Source organism: Aeromonas sp. R6-1 (assembly GCF_040908165.1).
Taxonomy (GTDB): domain Bacteria; phylum Pseudomonadota; class Gammaproteobacteria; order Enterobacterales; family Aeromonadaceae; genus Aeromonas; species Aeromonas caviae.
On sequence record NZ_JBFODF010000053.1, the window covers coordinates 1 to 19239 of the forward strand.

The window sequence follows — 19239 nt, forward strand, 5'->3', positions numbered from 1 at the left end:
GAAGGCTGGCGTATCCATGATGAAGGTCCTTGCGGTGATGACCTACTTCCAGATTAGCCTTCCAACACATAATTGGGACAGCGCCTTTTTTTATGGCTTGCAGGCAGCGCCCTCATGGGGCGCCGGGATCAATGCTCGGCCAGCAGGGGCTCTCCCTCCTGGCGTTTGTCGTGGATGGCAAAGCGATCGACCAGGGTGGCACTGGCGTCGTTCAGGCCGATGACCGCCACCTCTTTCCCCTCGCGGCGGAACTTGATGACCACCTTGTCGAGGGCCGTGATGGCGGTGATGTCCCAGAAGTGGGCGTGCATCAGGTCGATGACCACCTTCTCCACTTCCTCCCTGAAATCGAAACTGGCCAGGAACTGCTCGGCGCTGGCAAAGAAGACCTGGCCCCGCACCAGATAGGTACGCACGGCGCCGCTGCGCTCGCTGTCGCTCTTGACCACCATGACGCGGGCAACCTTGTGGGCGAAGAAGAGAGAGGCGAGCAGCACCCCCACGAAGACCCCGAGTGCCAGGTTGTGGGTCGCGACCACCACGGCGACAGTGGTCACCATCACCAGGTTGGTGGAGAGGGGGTGGCTCTTCAGGTTGCGTACCGACTCCCAGGAAAACGTGCCGATGGAGACCATGATCATCACGGCCACCAGGGCGGCCATGGGGATCTGACGGATCCACTCATCCATGAAGACCACCATCAGGATGAGCAGGGTCCCCGCCACGAAGGTGGAGAGGCGGCCGCGGCCACCGGATTTGATGTTGATGACGGACTGGCCAATCATGGCGCACCCCGCCATGCCTCCCAGCAGACCGGCGCCTATGTTGGCGATCCCCTGACCCTTGCACTCGCGGTTGCGATCGCTTGGGGTGTCGGTCATCTCGTCGACGATGGCTGCCGTCATCATGGACTCGAGCAGTCCCACCACCGCCAGCCCCGCTGAATAGGGGAAGATGATGGACAGGGTCTCCAGATTGAGGGGCACGTCGGGCCAGAGGAAGACCGGCAGGGTATCGGGCAGCTCGCCCATGTCGCCCACGGTACGGATGTCGATGCCCAGGGTGATGGCCACCGCCGTCAGGACGACGATGCACAGCAGGGGGGAGGGGAGCAGTTTGCCCACCACGGGAACAAGCGGGAACAGATAGATGATGCCAAGCCCGGCCGCGGTCATGGCATAGACCTGCCAGGTGACGTTGGTGAGTTCGGGCAGCTGGGCCATGAAGATAAGGATGGCCAGGGCGTTGACGAAGCCGGTCACCACGGAGCGGGAGACGAATCGCATCAGGCTGCCGAGCCTGAGGTAGCCCGCCGCTATCTGGAAGAGGCCGGTGAGCAGGGTGGCCGCCAGCAGATACTGCAGGCCATGTTCCTTGACCAGGGTCACCATCAGGAGCGCCATGGCGCCGGTGGCGGCGGAAATCATGCCGGGACGACCGCCGACGAAGGCGATGACCACGGCGATGCAGAAGGAGGCATAGAGGCCGACCTTGGGGTCGACGCCCGCAATGATGGAGAAGGCGATGGCCTCCGGGATCAGCGCCAGGGCGACGACGATGCCTGACAGCAGATCGCCCCGTATGTTGGAGAACCACTCTTGTCTTGCACGTTCCAGCATGGGGATTTTCTCGCTCGTTGAGGATCCCTGGCCACAGGCCCGCAAATCAGGGGGAATGGCGGGGATCACAGGATTGGACTGGCTGTTGATGGTCGGGTAAACCGGCCGGTCGGCATAACCGGAGTCAGGCGGCAGAGGCCGCACAGGGCAGGGTCAGGGCGGCGTGACGGCCACCCCAGAGCACATAACAGGCATAAGGGGCGCATGTTAACAGCCGGTGCCAGGCCGGGGAAGCCCGGATTGTTTTATCTAGCACAAGAGCAGCCAACATAGACCAAGCAAGGGGGCTCTGCCGCTTTCATAGGAGTGCCCGATGTGGTTATGGCGATAGTGAGGGGGGCAGCACCATGGGGCCTGCGACCGCGCGGGCGGCCTCGTCACCTCGCAGTACCCGTACTATCTCAAGGGCGAACTCGATGGCGGTACCCGGGCCCTGGCTGGTGATCAGGCGATGGGCTTCATCGGTCACGACCCGCGCCGTGCTCAATTGTGTCGCGGGCAGACGGGCCTGAAAGCCCGGATGGCAGGTGGTGCTCGCATCCCCCAGCAAGCCGTGATGGTGCAGTACCACGGCGGGTGCGGCGCAGATGGCGGCGCGCCAGCGGCCGAGGCCTGCCTGCTCCCGTAGCAGGTCGATGGCGAGGGGGGTGTCGCGGATCACTTCGCTGCCGGGCAGACCGCCCGGTACGACCATGGCATCGAAGTCACGGGTGGTCAGCTCGTCGAGATGGCAATCCGCCACCAGTTGCACCCCGCGAGAGGCTCGGATCTGGCGCGCTCCAGTGGGGCAGCAGGAGGCCAGCACCACATCGATGCCACCCCGAACCAGGGTATCGACGATGGCAACCGTCTCTATCTCTTCCGACCCGGGGGCCACCAGTACCAGTACGCTCATCCTGCACTCCTTGCTTGCCAGCTGCTCTGCTCAGCGCTTCTCTTTGACGGCCTGATAGAGGCCCTGATTGACCGGCACCGCGATACCGTGAAGGGCGGCCTTGCCCAGCAGGAAGCCGGTGATGGCTTCGATCTCGGTCTCGCGGCCCTGTTCCATGTCCTGATACATGGAAGAGTAATTGTCGGCGGTGAGCTCCACCACCATCATGACACGGCGCAACAGCTCTTCGCTGCCGGTAGGCTGACCTTCTGCCCGCATGACATCAGCCACTTCCACGCAGATTTGCTGCAGGGCATCGGCAAAACGCGGACCGGCCAATTCGCCGTTCTTGAGCTTGTAGAGCGCGGTGAGGGGATTGATGGCGCAGTTGACGGCGAGTTTCTGCCACTGGCGTGTCAGGATCTGCTCATCCCAACCGGCCTGACCCAGGGCGCTGGCCAGCTCGTCGGCGAGGTGGGCATGGGCACGGGCCGCTTCGTTGATTGGGCCCAGCCAGGTCTCCCCCTTGCCGGTGTGGCGGAACACGAAGTGGCCGCTCTGCATGGCGCCATGGCTGGTGACGCCGGCGATCACCGGATTGTCGGGGAAGAGTGCGACCACCTGATCGGCGATCCCCATGCCGTTGTGCAGCAGCACGATGGGCACTCCTGCCGCCAGTTGCCCGACCAGAGGAGTGAGGGCCGATATCACCTGCCCCGCTTTGGTCATCACCAGCAGGCGTTTGATGCTGCCCGGCTTGTCGATGAAGGCGCGTTCGATGGCCAGGAGCTGGGTATGCCCCTCAAGGGAGGTAAAGTCGACGCCGGGGTGCAAGGTGGCACGATGGCGCTCGCGCAGCAGGAGGCGGGTTGCTTGGCCGCTTTGGGTCAACAGGGAGGCGAAGACGCCGCCCAGGGCGCCGCAGCCCAGCAAGGTCCACTCGGGAGAGACAGGGTGACGGCGTGTTTTCAGGTTGTTGTCGCGTAATCCGCTTGGCATGAAGAGGCTCGATCATGGGAAGGGCTGCCATCCTGTCAACCGCCAACCCGGGATAAGGGAAGATGTCGCTTGGTGAATACCTGGAACCGGTATGAGCTGGTTGCCGGGTCGTGCTCAAGGCTCATGCGCAGCCAGGGAGCCTCATGTATGCATGACCATACGGGTGCCTGGGCTGCACTTCACCGAGTGTCGGACCTCTCGCGACTGCTCCTGAACGGGTTCTAACGGGTCTCACCATTCCTGTGCGCAGGGGATTCTAGCAGAGCAATCCCATCGAAATCAGCAATTTTGCCCGTTTTCTGGTAGATTTGCCCACCTGTCAGCACAACCTGAAGTACAGCATGAGGAGCCCGGCTATGCCGTCATTCGATATTGTCTCTGAAGTCAAAATGAACGAGGTGTTGAACGCCGTTGATAACGCCAACCGTGAACTGGCGACCCGTTTCGATTTTCGTGGTGTGGAAGCCAGCTTCGAATTGAACAAGGAAGAAGTGAAGCTGGAAGCCGATGCCGATTTCCAGCTCAAGCAGATGGTCGAGATCCTGCGCGGCGCCCTGCTCAAGCGCCAGATCGAGAACAGTTCCATGGATGTGGGTGACAGCGTCCACTCCGGCAAGCGTTTCCACCTGACCGTGAAGTTCAAGCAGGGGATCGACAAGGAAGTGGCCAAGAAGCTGGTGAAGCTCATCAAGGATTCCAAGATCAAGGTGCAGGCCGCCATCCAGGGCGACGAGGTGCGGGTCACCGGCAAGAAGCGCGACGATCTGCAAGAGACCATGGCGCTGGTGCGTGGCGCCGAACTGGGCCAGCCGATGCAGTTCCAGAACTTCCGCGATTGATGGCGAACGGGGAGGGCGCGGCTCTCCCCCCACTGCCAGCATGAGGGCATAAAAAAAACCGGAGCAGCTGCTCCGGTTTTTTGTGTCCGTGTGACGAGTTCGATTAGAACTTGTAGGTCACGGAGAAGTAGTGGCCGAAACCAGTGGTCTTCAGACCGTAGGAACCGTTCTGGATGCCGTAGATGTCGTTGAAGTACTTCAGACCGTAACCGACGGCGTAGCGGTCGGAGTGCCAGTACAGGCCGTTGAACATGGCGGTACCGTCGGTGGAAGTGTCCTTGGCATCAAACAGGTGATCCAGGTAACCCTGATAGGCTACGAAGCTGCCGTTGGAGAAGGTGTAGAAAGGCTTGAACCAGTTCATGGAGAACTGATAGCCGTTCCAGCCCTGCTCGCCACCGCCTTCATTGACGTGACGGGCATACAGGTTCATGCCCATTTTGCCGAACCAGGGCACCATGACGTCTGCCCCCAGACCGGTCATGGCTTCAAACAGACCATCCGGACCACCGACGTTGATCAGGTTGGCGATGTAGACTTCCTGCACCGGGCCGAAGGAGAGATCTTTGCCGGTCATGGCATCGATGGAGATGCGCGGTGCAAATTTGATGAACAGGTTGTCCTGGTTGTGCTTGTCGTCGTGACGGTTCTGGAAGATGTCGAATACGTCGACGTAACCGTACAGATCGAAGATACCGGAACGGCCACCAAACTCCATTTCGAAGTAGGTATCGTTGTAACCACCTTCGGACTCTGCGTAGGGCAGCTGGTCGATGGTGTGCATCACGTTGAACTGGAACCACTTGTAGTCGTTCTTGTGGATGTCGCCGCTGTAGTCGGCAGCGAAGGCCGGAGTGGCGGAGGCAGCCAGCAGACCGGCAGCGATCAGAGTCTTGGTAAATTTGGCCATTTTATTGGTCTCTTGTGCGTTAGTTGAGGTTTTCCGTAGCCTGCCCACAAGGAGCGGAAGGGATTCTAGCCAAATAAATTCAGCGGATAAACAAGCACCAGGGAACTTTGTCAGGATTTGTGAATCTAATCACCCCCTAAAATGCGCAAACGCTTGCTATTTGTGCGTTTGTGGTGACAAGGCTCTGCCTCGTTTGGCAACCATGATGATCAGGATCATCACCGGAATGCCGAGCAGACTGGTGCCGATGAAGAAGTGGCTGTAGCCGATCTGCTCCACCACGCGACCGGAAAACCCCGCCAGCAACTTGGGCAGCAATAGCATGATGGAGCTGAACAGGGCGTACTGGGTGGCGGAGAAGGCGACGTTGGTGAGGCTCGATAGATAGGTTACAAACGCAGCCGTGGCGATGCCGGCGCTGAGGTTGTCCAGCGAGATGATCAGAGTCAGCAGCTCCAGGTTGTGGCCCACTTCGTTGAGGAGAGCGAACAGCAGGTTGGTGCTGGCGGTCAGCACGGCGCCGAGGAACAGGATGCGCAGGGTGCCAAAGCGCATCACCAGCACGCCCCCGAGCGCGGCCCCCACCAGCGTCATGATGACGCCATAGACCTTGGTGATGGTGGCCACTTCCGTCTTGCTGAACTGCAGATCCACATAGAAGCTGTTGGACATCACCCCCATCACCACGTCCGAGATGCGATAGCAGGCGATAAGCCCCAGGATCAGCAGGGCCGAGGAGCCATAGCGGCGGAAGAAGTCGGCGAAGGGACACCAGATGGCCTCGTAGGTCCAGGCCCCCAGCCCGGCCAGCGTGGGTGACCAACCCCGTGCCAGCAGGGTGGCCTTGCGCGCCATCTGCTGCTCGTCCTGACTCTTGAGATCGATCTGCGGCTCGTGGCTCATCAGGGTGGTGAGGATGCCAAGAGACATCAGCCCTCCCATCAGCAGATAGGTGAGCTGCCAGCCGCGATAGTCATAGCCGCTGTTGCTGCCGAGCCAGGCCGCCAGCGCCAGTGCCCCCGCTCCCGCCATGATCATGGCGAGTCGATACCCCGTCATATAGGAAGCGGCCATGGCCGCCTGCAGCCGCTCGGGAGCAGATTCGATGCGATAGGCGTCGATGACGATGTCCTGGGTGGCAGAGGAGAAGGCAACCAGCAGGGCGAAGAGGGCCAGCTGGGCGAGCTGGGTCTTGGGATCGCAATAGGCCATCCCCACCAGGGAGAGGGCGATCAGCACCTGGGAGAACAGCATCCAGCTGCGTCGCCGCCCAAGCAGCCGTGACAGCAGGGGCAGGGGCAGCCGATCCACCAGGGGCGACCACAGCCACTTGAAACCGTAGGCCAGCGCTACCCAGCTCATGTAGCCGATGTCGGTCAGGCTGACATCCGCCTCGCGCAGCCAGAACGAGAGGGTGCCAAAGACCAGCAGCAAAGGCAGGCCGGAGGAGAATCCCATGGCAAACAGGATGAGTACCCGCGCTTCCAGATAGACGGCGAGGGCATCTCGCCAGCGGGTGGCGCGGCCCGGTGTGTGACTGGGCGGGCGGAGATTGTTCAACAGCCTGACTCCTCTGGGAAAAGGGGGTCATTTTGTCAGGTTCGGCAGGCGTAGCCAAGGCAAGCCGAGTGGCGGGCGGCAGGTTTCAGGGGCGCGAGCCGATGCAGTGGTGCGGGCAGGGGCCCCCGTCGGCGAGAAAATTGGCGCATGCCATGAGTTGCAGACGCAGGGCGTCATCACAGAGGAGGCGCTGCTCATCCCACAGGTGCAGGCTGTGAAGCAGATGCCAGAACACCCCTTCCTGCTCGTTGGCGGGGGCTTTGTCCATGGGGATCACGCAGAGCGCCTGCCAATGGGAGAGGAGCTGCCAACTCAAGTCTTCCAGCTGTTGATAGGGAATCTTGCGTGCCAGAAAATGGCGAACCGCCTGGGCCAGCGGGCCGGCGTGTTGGGTTATGTAATCATGACAGGTCACCGGCTCCTCCTTCTGGTTCTGCTCCCCGATGCGTGGCACACATCGGGGAGCAGAGTATAGAAAAAGAGATTGGTGACCCGTTCAGGGACGCGGTGGAATGTGATCCGGGCCGCGTTATTTGTCCGCGAGCAGCACCACTTTCTTCAGGATGATGGGGCTGGTGGGGACGTCGTTGGCACGCAGGATGGAGCTGTAGCCGGTCTGGACCTGGGCCAGTTTGTCCAGCACCTCCATCCCCTTCACGACCTGGCCGAACACGGTGTAACCGGCGCCGGCATTGGCGTTGAGGTTGTCGTTGTCCACCAGATTGAAATAGAACTGGCGAGTGGCGCTGTCGACCGCCTGGGTGCGGGCCATGGCGATGGTGCCGCGCTTGTTGGGCAGGCCGCCTCTGGACTCGTTGACCACGGGATCGAAGGTCGGCAGGGGCTGGAACTGCTGGTTGTAGCCCCCACCCTGCACCACGAAGTTCTGGATCACCCGGTGGAACAGGCTACCGTCATAGCTGCCGTCTGCCACGTAGCGCAGGAAGTTCTTCACGGTCTGGGGCGCCTGTTTGGGGGCCAGCTCCACGACGATGGTGCCATGGTTGGTCTCCATCTGGACTTTTTGACCGGCAAAAGCCAGGGGGGCGATCAGGGTGACCAGTAACCAGAGTTTCTTCATTTATATGTCCTCGCTCAGCTCGGCTGGCCCTTGAGATAACCGCGCAGTGCCTCGTCGGCCATGATCTGCTGCAGCACGCTGCCCAGCTGCTGGTTCAGAGTGGATTCCAGATCGGCCATGCTCGGTTCGCCCGGGCCCTCCTTGCTGGAGGACATGTTGAACTGCTTGGTCAGCTTGCTGCCCTGGAAGTCGGCAATCACCTGCAGGCTGACGCGGGACTTGGTGACATAGGTGAAGGTCTTCTCTTCCACGGTGACGGCGGCAGTGGAGATGGCCAGCGTCAGGTTGGTGGTGCCGCTGTTGCCCACTTCCAGGCCCTGGCTGCGCAGCCCTTCCGCCAGTTTTTCAGCCAGCAGGCTGTTGAGAGGCTGACTGCTGTTCACCAGCACAGGGGCCTTCTCTTTTTTCTTGATGGAGAAAACATAGGCGGCTTCACGTTTGTCCACCCCTTCCATGGTGATGCGGTTGCCGGAGTAGTACTGCTGGTTGGAGGGGATGACTTGCGGGTTGAGCAGGGCGCTCTCGGGCCAGTGAGTAGCACAACCGCCCAATACCAGAGCGGCCAGCAGCAAGAGTGACTTTTTCATCATGGGTTTCCTTTAGCTTTATCTTTAGCGTTTGATGGCTTTCAAAATAACGAATTTGCTGTTCGACGCAACGACTTGTGCGTTGCCAAACAGGCGCTTGAGTTTGTTGTGATAGTCCAGATGACGGTTGCCTACTATCCAGAGTTCGCCCCCCCGAGGCAACACCCGGTGGGCATCGCTGAACATCTGCCAGGCGATGTGATCGGTGATCGCCTGCAACTGATGGAAGGGGGGATTGCAGAGGATCCTGTCCGCTGCCCCGACGGGAACGTCATCGAGACAGTTGTTGACCATGAAGTGGGCACGGGGCAGGGCATCGGGCAGGTTGTGCTCGACGTTGAGCCGTGCGGACGCCACCGCCATCCGGGATTCGTCGATGAAGGTCACCTCCACCTCGCTGTCCCGCGCGAGCAGGGAGAGCCCGAGCACGCCATTGCCACATCCCAGATCGATCACTCTGCGGGCACTGTGGATGGGCAGGTTGTCCAGCATGAAGCGGGCGCCGATATCCAGGCTCGTGCGCGAGAACACGTTGGCATGGTTGTGGATGAGCATGTCGGTGCCTTCCAGCGGCCAGACGGTCGGGAAGGGACTGGTCAGGGACGGGCGCTCGGCGGCCGGGGTGCAATGAATGAGGCGTGCCTTCTTCCAGGCGAGCGAGGTGCGGGTCTCCCCCAGATACTTCTCGAACAGCTTGAGGGTGGAGGTGTGGATGTCCTTGGCCTTGCCGGCAGCAATGATGCGGGTCGCAGGGGTCACGACCCCGCGCAGGGCAAGCAGTTGCTGCTCCAGCAGCGCCTGATACTTGGAGACCTTGATCACCACCAGGGCGGGGGCATCGGGCAGGGGGGCCAGGGCATCCTGCAGGGTGATGGCGTGGGGATCCAGCCCGTTTTCCGCCAGATTGGCCAGGGTGGCCCGCTCGCTGATGTGGGAGTCGGTCACGCAGACGGGGGCGTGGGCATGCAGGTAGCCGGCCAGGGCGCCGAAGCCGTCGTTCATGATGATGACGGGGCCGTCAGGTGCCTGCTGCGATTCGGCAAGGTGGCTTATCAGATACTCGTCCGCCGCATCCCAGGCCTGCAGGGGGTCCTGGCTCTGCCGTGGGTAACGATACAGGGTCAGGCGGCAGTGGGCCGTGTCGAGCAGGGTTTGCATAGGCAAGAGTCCAACGTGTGATTGATGAATGGCGACCGTCTGCCCCGTGTTGCCCGGCAGCGGTGAAAGTGGCGCTATTCTAGCGGCGGCGGAGAAATTCACCAGTCCGGTGCGGCGAGAGCGAGCGGATCCTTCGTACCTGATGCATCGGGCGCACAACCCTGGCTACAATGGCCAGATATTCAACGAGGAGTCCTTACCGTGAGCATGCAACAACAGATAGAGGCCAAGCTGGCCGCCGCGCTCTCCCCGAGCCACCTGGAAGTGATCAATGAAAGCTACATGCACAGGGTGGCACCGGGCTCCGAAAGCCACTTCAAGGTAATCGTGGTGAGCCAGGCGTTTGAGGGACAGCGTTTGCTGGGTCGCCATCGTCAGGTGAACGGGGTGCTGGCCGACGAGCTGGCGGGAGCCATTCATGCATTGGCGCTGCATACCTATACCGAATCCGAGTGGCAGGCCAGGGAGCAGGCGCCAAAGACGCCGGGTTGCGTCAGCAAATCCCCCTTTGCGTGAGCCGTTGGACCTTCTGATGGTGCCTTCCTCGGGCCATTAACAGCGCTATCACGAATGGTGTGCCGCCAGGGATGAGGGGTGTAGCATTATTTTTTCTAATCCTTTTCCTTACGCCTGAAAAATACCTCTATATGGTTAGTTTTGCGAAAAGTCCTTTAAAACCACGGCTTGCAAGGACGTGCGCGAAATATTCAGTGAAGGTTAATTTTGTGATAGGGCGGGGATTTTCCCCATTTGGCGTGGCGGCTAACTCGCCTAAGGTGGTAAACTCAGGCGCTTTTGAATGATCCTGTATGTTGCTGATTTGTTTATTTCTTCGACAGCTTTCCGCGATGTTGACGGGCTCATTCAACAACTCGTCGTGATGTATTTCTCGGCGCTAACCAACCTGTCTTCCCTTAACGGTAGTGCAAGTGAGTATGATTACAATTAAAAGAGGACTGGACATCCCCGTGCTGGGTGCTCCGGAGCAAGTAATCTACGATGGCCCGGCCATCACCCGTGTTGCTACACTCGGCGAAGAGTTCGTGGGGATGCGTCCTACTATGTTTGTCAAAGTAGGTGATCGCGTCATTAAAGGTCAGGAGCTCTTCGAAGATAAGAAGAATCCCGGCGTTAAATTCACGGCCCCTGCCACCGGTGTGGTTTCTGAGATCAACCGTGGTGCCAAGCGTGTTCTCCAGTCCGTCGTCATCGACATCGATGGGTCCGACGAGCAGGTGACCTTTGAGCATTTTGCCTCCGCCGAGCTGGCACAGCTCGAGCGTAGCAAGGTGCAGGAGATCCTGGTCGCATCAGGCCAATGGACCGCGCTGCGTACCCGCCCGTTCAGCAAGGTGCCGGCCGTGGGTTCCACCCCGCGCGCCATCTTCGTCACCGCCATGGACACCAACCCGCTGGCCGCCAGTGCGGAGCTGATCATCAAGGAACAGGCCCAGGCCTTCCTCGACGGTCTGGCCGTGCTGACCCGCCTGACCGATGGTACCGTCCACGTCTGCAAGGGCGAAGCCAGCCTGCCGCACTCCTCCCTGGCCCAGGTCAAGGAAGCCGTGTTCGTCGGTCCGCATCCCGCCGGTCTGCCGGGCACCCACATCCACTTCCTGGATCCGGTCGGTGCCAACAAGGTGCAGTGGCACATCAACTATCAGGACGTGATCGCTTACGGCAAGCTGTTCACCACCGGCCAGATCTTCACCGACAAGGTGATCTCCCTGGCTGGCCCGAACGTCATCAAGCCGCGTCTGCTGCGTACCCGTCTGGGTGCCAGCCTCAGCCAGCTGACCAACAACGAGCTGCGTGCGGACGAAAACCGCATCATCTCCGGTTCCCTGCTGAGCGGTGCCAAGGCCGAAGGGGTCCATGACTATCTGGGTCGCTTCCACAACCAGGTGAGCGTGCTGGGCGAAGGCCGTGAGAAAGAGTTCATGGGCTGGGTCAAACCCAGTGCCAACAAGTTCTCCATCACCCGTACCACCCTCTCTCACCTGATGAAGGGCAAACTCATCAACTTCACTACCACCACCAACGGTAGTGATCGCTCCATGGTGCCTATCGGCAACTATGAGCGTGTGATGCCGCTCGACATCCTGCCGACCCTGCTGCTGCGGGATCTGATCTCCGGTGACACCGACAGCGCGCAGGCGCTCGGCTGCCTGGAGCTGGATGAGGAAGATTTGGCGCTCTGTACCTTCGTCTGCCCCGGCAAGACAGAGTACGGCCCCGTCTTGCGTGAGTGCCTGACCAAGATCGAACTGGAAGGTTAAGCGATGAGTTTCAAGCAACTTCTTGAAAATATGGAACATCACTTCGAGCCGGGTGGCAAGTACGCCAAGTACTATGCCCTGTTCGAAGCGGCGTACACCCTGTTTTATACCCCGGGTTCCGTGACCCGCAATGCCGCCCACGTCCGTGATGCGATCGATCTGAAGCGCATGATGATCATGGTGTGGCTGGCCGTGTTCCCGGCCATGTTCTGGGGCATGTACAACGTCGGCAACCAGTCCATCGCCGCCATCGCCCACATGGGCAGCGCGGCCGGTGCCGATTCCTGGCAATACGCCCTGGCCACCCTGTTCGGTGCCTCGCTGGATCCGGCCGTCGCCGGCATCGGCAGCAAGATGCTGATCGGTGCGGCGCACTTCTTCCCGATCTACATCACCGTCTTCATCGTCGGTGGTTTCTGGGAAGTGTTGTTCGCCATGGTGCGCAAGCACGAGATCAACGAAGGCTTCTTCGTGACCTCCATCCTGTTCGCCCTGATCGTGCCGCCCGAGCTGCCCCTGTGGCAAGCTGCCCTGGGTATCACCTTCGGTGTGGTGCTGGCCAAGGAAGTGTTCGGTGGCACCGGCAAAAACTTCCTGAACCCGGCGTTGGCGGGTCGTGCCTTCCTGTTCTTCGCCTACCCGGGTCAAATCTCCGGTGATGCGGTCTGGGTTGCCGTTGACGGCTTCTCCGGCGCAACCGCACTGAGCCAGTGGGCCCAGGGCGGCCAGATGGCGCTGATCAACGGTGCCACCGGTGAAGCCATCAGCTGGATGGATGCCTTCCTTGGCAACCTGCCCGGTTCCATCGGTGAAGTTTCCACCCTGATGATCCTCATCGGCGCAGCCATGATCGTCTACATGCGCATCGCCTCCTGGCGCATCATCGCCGGCGTCATGGTCGGCATGGTCGCGACCTCCCTGCTGTTCAACGTCATCGGTTCCGATACCAACCCCATGTTCAGCATGCCGTGGCACTGGCACCTGGTGTTGGGTGGCTTCGCGTTCGGCATGGCCTTCATGGCGACCGACCCCGTCTCCGCTGCCTTCACCAACAAGGGCAAGTGGTGGTATGGCGCCCTGATCGGCGTGATGGTGGTGCTGATCCGGGTAGTGAACCCTGCATTCCCGGAAGGCATGATGCTGGCCATTCTGTTCGCCAACCTGTTTGCCCCCTTGTTTGATCATTTCGTGGCGCAGGCGAACATCAAGCGGAGGATCGCACGTGGCGTTTAATAAAGACTCTACTACCGGCACCCTCGCCGTAGTGACCGGTCTGTGTCTGGTCTGCTCCATCGTGGTCTCCGTGGCTGCCGTGGGTCTGCGTCCGGCCCAGCTGGAAAACAAGGCACTGGACAAGCAAAGCAACATCCTGTCCGTCGCCGGCGTCGACATCAGCGCCGTGGCCAAGCGTGACCTGGCCCAGCTCTATGGCGACAAGATTGAAGCGCGTCTGGTGGATCTGACCACTGGTGAGTTCGTTGACGGCGACGCCGACAACTTCGACACCAAGGTTGCCGCCAAGGATCCGGCCAAGAGCATCCGTCTGGCCCCGGCCGACGACAAGGCCGGCCTGCGTCAAATCTCCAAGCTGGTTCCCGTGTTCTTCGCGAAAGATGCCGAAGGCAAGGTGGACAACATCATCCTGCCGATCTACGGCCAGGGTCTGTGGTCCACCATGTATGCCTTCGTAGCGGTCGCGGCCGACGGTCAGACCATCAAGGGCATCACCTACTATGACCATGGTGAAACCCCGGGTCTGGGTGGCGAGATCGAGAACCCGGCCTGGCGCGAGCTGTTCGTCGGCAAGAAGCTGTTCGACCAGAACGGTCAGCCTGCGCTGCGGGTGATCAAGGGCCATGCTCCGGCTGGTTCCGAGCATGAAATCGACGGCCTGTCTGGTGCAACCCTGACCGGTAATGGTGTACAGCACACCTTCGACTTCTGGATGGGCCCCAAGGGCTTCGGTCCCTTCCTGGCCAAGGTACGTGCAGGAGAAATCAACAATGGCTGACAAGAGCGAAATGAAAAAGTTGCTGTTGACGCCTGTGCTCGGCAACAACCCCATCGCACTGCAGGTGCTGGGTGTCTGTTCCGCGCTGGCCGTTACCAGCCAGATGAAGACGGCGTTCGTGATGACGCTGGCCGTTACCGCGGTCACCGCCTTCTCCAACCTGTTCATCTCTCTGATCCGCAACCAGATCCCGAACAGCGTGCGGATCATCGCCCAGATGGCGGTGATTGCCTCGCTGGTTATCGTGGTTGACCAGGTGCTCAAGGCGTATGCCTACGACATCTCCAAGCAGCTGTCGGTGTTCGTCGGCCTCATCATCACCAACTGTATCGTGATGGGTCGTGCCGAAGCCTACGCCATGAAGAGTGCCCCGCTGCCCTCCTTCCTGGACGGTATTGGCAACGGTCTGGGTTATGGCGCCGTGCTGCTGACCGTGGCCACCGTGCGCGAGATCCTGGGTTCCGGCACCTGGTTCGGCATCGAGCTGCTGCCGCTGGTGAACAATGGTGGCTGGTATGTGCCCAACGGCCTGCTGCTGCTGCCGCCGAGTGCGTTCTTCATCATTGGTCTGATCATCTGGGGCGTGCGCACCAAGGATCCCAAGCAGGTGGAGGCGAAGGATTAAGGTATGGAACACTATATCAGTCTGTTGATTCGCTCGATCTTCATCGAGAACCTGGCGCTCTCCTTCTTCCTGGGGATGTGTACCTTCCTGGCGGTGTCCAAGAAGGTCAAGACCGCCATGGGCCTGGGGATTGCCGTTATCGTGGTTCAGACCGTTGCCGTCCCGGCCAACAACCTGATCTACAACTACGTGCTCAAAGACGGTGCCCTGGTATCCGGTCTGGATCTGAGTTTCCTGAGCTTCATCACCTTCATCGGGGTGATCGCGGCCCTGGTGCAGATCCTGGAGATGGCGCTGGACAAGTACTTCCCGGCCCTCTACAACGCCCTCGGTATCTTCCTGCCGCTCATCACCGTGAACTGCGCCATCTTCGGTGGTGTCTCCTTCATGGTGCAGCGTGACTACAACTTCGTTGAGTCCGTGGTCTATGGCGTGGGTTCGGGTGCAGGCTGGATGCTGGCCATCGTCGCGATGGCAGGGATCCGCGAGAAGATGAAATATTCCGATGTTCCCGAAGGCCTGCGTGGCCTTGGCATCACCTTCATCACCGCGGGTCTGATGGCGCTGGGCTTCATGTCCTTCTCTGGTATTTCCCTGTAATCGGAAAGGAAATATAGATGGAAATTATTCTGGGTGTGGTCATGTTCACCGTGATCCTGCTGGCCTTGGTGGCAGTCATTCTGTTCGCCAAGTCCAAGCTGGTGACCGCCGGTGACGTGACAATCAGCATCAACGGCGACCCGGCCAAGGCTGTGACCAGCCCGGCGGGTGGCAAGCTGCTTGGCGTGCTCGCCGGCAGTGGTATCTTCGTCTCCTCCGCCTGTGGTGGCGGTGGCTCCTGTGGTCAGTGCAAGGTGCGTGTGAAATCCGGCGGCGGCGACATCCTGCCGACCGAGCTGGATCACATCAGCAAGGGCGAAGCCCGTCATGGCGAGCGTCTGGCCTGTCAGGTCACCGTCCGTTCCGACATGGACATCGAGCTGCCGGAAGAGATCTTCGGCGTGAAGAAGTGGGACTGTACCGTCATCTCCAATGACAACAAGGCCACCTTCATCAAGGAGCTCAAGCTGCAGATCCCCGATGGCGAGAGCGTGCCGTTCCGCGCCGGTGGTTATATCCAGATCGAAGCGCCTGCCCACCACGTGCAGTACAAGAACTTCGATATTCCCGAGGAGTATCGTGGCGACTGGGATCGCTTCAAGATCTTCGAGCTGGAGTCCAAGGTCAACGAGCCGATCATCCGTGCCTACTCCATGGCGAACTATCCGGAAGAGTTCGGCATCATCATGCTGAACGTGCGGATCGCAACCCCGCCGCCCAGCAACTGGACTGCCCCTCCCGGCCAGATGTCTTCCTACATCTTCAGCCTGAAGGCCGGTGACAAGGTGACCATCTCCGGTCCGTTCGGCGAGTTCTTCGCCAAGGACACCGACGCCGAAATGGTGTTCGTCGGTGGTGGTGCGGGTATGGCGCCGATGCGCTCCCACATCTTCGACCAGCTGCGCCGTCTGAAGACCAAGCGCAAGATGAGCTTCTGGTACGGTGCCCGTTCCAAGCGCGAGATGTTCTATGTCGAAGACTTCGACATGCTGCAGGCCGAGAACGACAACTTCCAGTGGCACGTCGCCCTGTCCGATCCGCAACCGGAAGACAACTGGGATGGCTACACCGGCTTCATCCACAACGTGTTGTTCGAGAACTACCTCAAGAACCACGAGGCGCCTGAGGATTGCGAGTTCTACATGTGCGGGCCTCCCGTGATGAACGCCGCCGTCATCAACATGCTGAAAAACCTCGGTGTTGAAGACGAGAACATCCTGCTGGATGACTTCGGTGGTTAATCCATGCACAGCGTTGTAAAGACCTGGCTAGCCTTCGGGCTAGCCTTTTTCTTGACTGGGTGCGGTCAGGAAACGGTCCAATCCAAGCCGGAGATCCACATCACCGGCAGCACCATGGGTACCTACTACTCCATCAAGGTGGCAGATAGCGCCGTTCAAGATGCCGCCAGGCTGCAAGCCGAGGTCGACGTCTTGCTGGAGCGGGTCAACGATCAGATGTCGACCTATCGCCCGGATTCCGAGCTGTCACGCTTCAACCAGCACAAGAGCAATACCCCTGTGGTGGTTTCCCGCGATACCGCGCGGGTGGTGACCGAGGCCATTCACATTGGCCGCGAGAGCCGCGGGGCGCTGGACGTCACCGTCGGTCCTCTGGTCAATCTGTGGGGCTTTGGGCCGGATGCCAGACCGACCAAGGTGCCGTCCGACGAGCTGATCGCCCAGACCCGGCAGAAGACGGGCCTTGGCAATCTGCATGTGATAACCTCTGCCGATGCCGATACCCTGCAAAAGGACATCCCGGACCTCTACGTGGATCTCTCTGCCATTGCCAAGGGGTTTGGCGTGGACAAGGTGGCCGAGTACCTGGAGTCCCAGGGGGCGCGCAACTATCTGGTGGAGATCGGCGGCGAGCTGCGCATCAACGGCGTCAACGGCAAGGGGCATCCCTGGCGTGTCGCCATCGAGAAGCCGACCGTCAATGCCGGTTCCGTACAGGAGGTGATCCTGCCCGGTGACAACGGGGTGGCCACCTCGGGCGAGTACCGCAACTATTACGAGCTGGACGGCAAGCGCTTCTCCCACACCATGGATCCGCTGACGGGCAAGCCCATCCAGCACCGCCTGGTGTCGGTGACCGTCATCCACCCCTCCTGCATGACTGCAGACGGGTTGGCGACCGTGTTCATGGTCATGGGGCCGGAGAAGAGCCTGGCCTATGCCAAGGAACGGGGGCTGGCCATCTTCACCATCACCAAGACGGATGACGGGTTCGAAGAGGCCTATTCGGATGCCTTCAAACCATATCTGGTCAAGAAGTAAGGGGTAACTACATGCAGATCTTTCTGATCACCTTCGGGGTGTTTCTGATGGTCGTGGTGGCCATGGCCATCGGCTACATTTTCCAGCGCAAGTCCATCTCCGGCTCCTGTGGCGGCCTGGGTTCCATCGGGATCGAGAAGGAGTGCGACTGCCCCGAGCCTTGTGACAACCGCAAGAAGAAGATGGCCAAAGAAGAGGCCCGTCGCAAGATGCTGGTGGACAACCGCATCATCTAACGGTGGATATCGCTCTGAAGGCAGCCTTGCAACGAAACGAGCCGACCCCTGGGTCGGCTCGTTTTTTTATGTGGCATGGGGTCAGTAGTCATATTGGCTGCATGCCTTTGCCTTGAACTCTTTCTTTCGCTTTGCCAGCTCCTCCCTGGTGCCCAGTTCATCCCCCTGCCTGATGGCGGTTTCCAGTATCTCGATGCGCTTGTACAGCCAGCTGCATTCGGCTGTCGGGTGATCCTTGGCCATGGTGGCTAGCGGCAACAGCAGCAGGCAGAGCCCCGCCCGGATGATGCTCATGCTTCTCCTCCTTGAGTCTCGTGTGGATGTGGCCTTGAGAGTCTATGCCGCCGCGCCCGCGTGCAGACTGGCAGAAATGACAGGGGTGGGGTAGCATGGAACGTCCAACTGGTTATCCATACAGTATTTTTGGCGTTCGACATGTCTCCTCGCCGGATGCCCAGGGTCTATCCCTATGATCTGTTCGGGAGGCGGTCGACACAGCAACAGACACGGCCATGCGCAAGATCATTCACATCGACATGGACTGCTTCTTCGCCGCGGTGGAGATGCGGGACAACCCGGCCCTCAGGGAGGTGCCCCTCGCCATTGGTGGCGCCGCCGACCGACGCGGGGTCATCTCCACCTGCAACTACGTGGCGCGCCGCTTCGGAGTGCGCTCCGCCATGCCGAGCGCCCTGGCCAGAAAGCTCTGTCCGCCATTGGTGCTGATCCCCGGGCGGATGGCCGTCTACAAAGAAACTTCGCGCCAGTTGCGCGCCATCTTCCTACGCTACACCGAGCAGGTGGAGCCGCTCTCCCTCGATGAAGCCTATCTCGACGTGACCCAGAGTCCCCGCTGCGGTGGCAGCGCCACCCTGATGGCGGCGGAGATCCGCGCCGCCATCAGCGCCGAGCTTGGGCTGACTGCCTCGGCCGGTGTGGCGCCGAACAAGTTTCTGGCCAAGCTCGCCTCCGAGCAGCGCAAGCCTGATGGCCTGTTCGTCATCCGCCCCCAGGAGGTGGACGAGTTCGTGCGTCAGCTCCCCCTTGGCAAGTTGCCCGGCATCGGCCGCAAGACGGCAGAGCGGCTGGAGTCCCTCGGGATGTATTCGTGCGAAGATGCCCGTCAGCTCGGCAACGAGGAGCTGATCGCCCGTTTCGGCAAGCTCGGGGAGATGCTGGCCGGCCGCATCTGGGGGCATGACGATCAGCCGGTGCAGGCCAGGCGGGTGCGCAAGAGCATCGGCGTAGAGACGACGCTCGCCAGCGATGTGCTGGACGAGGACGCCTGCTGGCAGGTGCTCAGCCGGCTCATTCCCGAGCTGGAGCAGCGTTTTGCCAAGGCCTGCTCTGCGGAGATGCTGATGGGGCAGGGGATCAAGCTGAAGTTTGCCGATTTTCACCAGACCACCGTTTATCGCAAGGGGAGTTATCAGGCGGCCCGCTTCCACGATCTGCTGCACGAGGGACTGCAACGGGCTCAAGGAAAGCCCATTCGCCTGCTCGGTCTGGTCGTTGGTTTGCCCGGAGAGGGTGAAATCAATCAATTAAGCCTGGATTTCTGCTGATTTAGTTAAGTTTT

At 60.5% G+C, this 19239-nt stretch carries 21 protein-coding genes; 11 read left to right on the plus strand and 10 right to left on the minus strand.

The features are described from left to right. Window positions 1-128 precede the first annotated feature (128 nt). The 3 genes from AB5Y68_RS16960 to AB5Y68_RS16970 all read right to left on the minus strand — a co-directional run bounded on the left by AB5Y68_RS16960 (window position 129) and on the right by AB5Y68_RS16970 (window position 3492). Window positions 129-1619 (minus strand): SulP family inorganic anion transporter, encoded by a 1491-nt coding sequence (locus AB5Y68_RS16960; RefSeq protein ID WP_039040716.1) that lies wholly within the window; start codon window positions 1617-1619, stop codon window positions 129-131. Window positions 1620-1938: 319 nt separating this feature from the next. Next, window positions 1939-2514 (minus strand): DJ-1 family glyoxalase III, encoded by a 576-nt coding sequence (locus tag AB5Y68_RS16965; protein ID WP_039040715.1) that lies wholly within the window; start codon window positions 2512-2514, stop codon window positions 1939-1941. A 30-nt stretch (window positions 2515-2544) separates the two neighbouring features. Continuing rightward, window positions 2545-3492 (minus strand): ketopantoate reductase family protein, encoded by a 948-nt coding sequence (locus tag AB5Y68_RS16970; RefSeq protein ID WP_039040714.1) that lies wholly within the window; start codon window positions 3490-3492, stop codon window positions 2545-2547. Window positions 3493-3848: 356 nt separating this feature from the next. Between AB5Y68_RS16970 and AB5Y68_RS16975 the strand changes: the two genes are divergently transcribed. Next, on the plus strand, window positions 3849-4331 hold the full coding sequence (locus AB5Y68_RS16975) for a YajQ family cyclic di-GMP-binding protein (RefSeq protein ID WP_010673357.1): 483 nt from the start codon (window positions 3849-3851) through the stop codon (window positions 4329-4331). A 103-nt stretch (window positions 4332-4434) separates the two neighbouring features. On the opposite strand, the gene AB5Y68_RS16980 is transcribed toward AB5Y68_RS16975, so the two are convergent. The 6 genes from AB5Y68_RS16980 to AB5Y68_RS17005 form a co-directional block, all read right to left on the minus strand. Continuing rightward, window positions 4435-5241 (minus strand): outer membrane protein OmpK, encoded by an 807-nt coding sequence (locus tag AB5Y68_RS16980; protein WP_039040713.1) that lies wholly within the window; start codon window positions 5239-5241, stop codon window positions 4435-4437. Between the two features lie 156 nt (window positions 5242-5397). Next, window positions 5398-6699: an MFS transporter gene (locus tag AB5Y68_RS16985; RefSeq protein WP_039040718.1), complete on the minus strand. Its 1302-nt coding sequence runs from the start codon at window positions 6697-6699 to the stop codon at window positions 5398-5400. 187 nt (window positions 6700-6886) lie between these two features. Further along, window positions 6887-7216: a hypothetical protein gene (locus AB5Y68_RS16990; protein WP_039040712.1), complete on the minus strand. Its 330-nt coding sequence runs from the start codon at window positions 7214-7216 to the stop codon at window positions 6887-6889. Window positions 7217-7330: 114 nt separating this feature from the next. Then, complete coding sequence (locus AB5Y68_RS16995) at window positions 7331-7882, minus strand: peptidylprolyl isomerase (protein ID WP_010673361.1); 552 nt, start codon at window positions 7880-7882, stop codon at window positions 7331-7333. A gap of 14 nt (window positions 7883-7896) precedes the next feature. Continuing rightward, the gene (locus AB5Y68_RS17000; RefSeq protein ID WP_039040711.1) at window positions 7897-8469 is read right to left on the minus strand and encodes a YajG family lipoprotein; all 573 of its coding nucleotides are present in this window, start codon (window positions 8467-8469) and stop codon (window positions 7897-7899) included. A 24-nt stretch (window positions 8470-8493) separates the two neighbouring features. Continuing rightward, complete coding sequence (locus AB5Y68_RS17005; protein WP_039040710.1) at window positions 8494-9627, minus strand: methyltransferase; 1134 nt, start codon at window positions 9625-9627, stop codon at window positions 8494-8496. Window positions 9628-9834: 207 nt separating this feature from the next. Here AB5Y68_RS17005 and AB5Y68_RS17010 point away from each other — a divergent pair, with 207 nt between their 5' ends. From AB5Y68_RS17010 to nqrM, 9 genes are all read left to right on the plus strand, one after another. Further along, a complete protein-coding gene (locus AB5Y68_RS17010; RefSeq protein WP_039040717.1) occupies window positions 9835-10143 on the plus strand; it encodes a BolA family transcriptional regulator in 309 nt (102 codons plus the stop codon). Window positions 10144-10562: 419 nt separating this feature from the next. Further along, on the plus strand, window positions 10563-11906 hold the full coding sequence (locus tag AB5Y68_RS17015; protein ID WP_029313920.1) for a Na(+)-translocating NADH-quinone reductase subunit A: 1344 nt from the start codon (window positions 10563-10565) through the stop codon (window positions 11904-11906). Between the two features lie 3 nt (window positions 11907-11909). Beyond that, window positions 11910-13139 carry an NADH:ubiquinone reductase (Na(+)-transporting) subunit B gene (locus tag AB5Y68_RS17020; protein ID WP_010673367.1) on the plus strand — a complete coding sequence of 410 codons (1230 nt, stop codon included), beginning with the start codon at window positions 11910-11912 and terminating at the stop codon, window positions 13137-13139. Next, window positions 13129-13917 (plus strand): Na(+)-translocating NADH-quinone reductase subunit C, encoded by a 789-nt coding sequence (locus tag AB5Y68_RS17025; RefSeq protein WP_039040709.1) that lies wholly within the window; start codon window positions 13129-13131, stop codon window positions 13915-13917. Before AB5Y68_RS17020 ends, AB5Y68_RS17025 begins: the two co-directional genes overlap by 11 nt. Beyond that, the gene (locus AB5Y68_RS17030; protein ID WP_005303545.1) at window positions 13910-14542 is read left to right on the plus strand and encodes an NADH:ubiquinone reductase (Na(+)-transporting) subunit D; all 633 of its coding nucleotides are present in this window, start codon (window positions 13910-13912) and stop codon (window positions 14540-14542) included. Before AB5Y68_RS17025 ends, AB5Y68_RS17030 begins: the two co-directional genes overlap by 8 nt. 3 nt (window positions 14543-14545) lie before the next feature. Then, window positions 14546-15142, plus strand: coding sequence for an NADH:ubiquinone reductase (Na(+)-transporting) subunit E (nqrE, locus tag AB5Y68_RS17035; RefSeq protein WP_005303538.1), 597 nt, complete (start codon window positions 14546-14548; stop codon window positions 15140-15142). Between the two features lie 17 nt (window positions 15143-15159). After that, entirely contained in the window at window positions 15160-16383 is a 1224-nt protein-coding gene (gene nqrF / locus AB5Y68_RS17040; protein WP_010673369.1) for an NADH:ubiquinone reductase (Na(+)-transporting) subunit F, read from the plus strand. Between the two features lie 3 nt (window positions 16384-16386). Further along, a complete protein-coding gene (locus tag AB5Y68_RS17045; RefSeq protein WP_029313924.1) occupies window positions 16387-17424 on the plus strand; it encodes an FAD:protein FMN transferase in 1038 nt (345 codons plus the stop codon). Between the two features lie 11 nt (window positions 17425-17435). Further along, complete coding sequence (gene nqrM / locus AB5Y68_RS17050) at window positions 17436-17660, plus strand: (Na+)-NQR maturation NqrM (RefSeq protein ID WP_010673371.1); 225 nt, start codon at window positions 17436-17438, stop codon at window positions 17658-17660. Window positions 17661-17741: 81 nt separating this feature from the next. On the opposite strand, the gene AB5Y68_RS17055 is transcribed toward nqrM, so the two are convergent. After that, entirely contained in the window at window positions 17742-17954 is a 213-nt protein-coding gene (locus tag AB5Y68_RS17055) for a hypothetical protein (protein ID WP_039040708.1), read from the minus strand. A 218-nt stretch (window positions 17955-18172) separates the two neighbouring features. On the opposite strand from AB5Y68_RS17055, the gene dinB reads away from it, so the two are divergent. After that, window positions 18173-19225 carry a DNA polymerase IV gene (gene dinB, locus AB5Y68_RS17060; RefSeq protein WP_039040707.1) on the plus strand — a complete coding sequence of 351 codons (1053 nt, stop codon included), beginning with the start codon at window positions 18173-18175 and terminating at the stop codon, window positions 19223-19225. The last annotated feature ends 14 nt before the right edge of the window (window positions 19226-19239 follow it).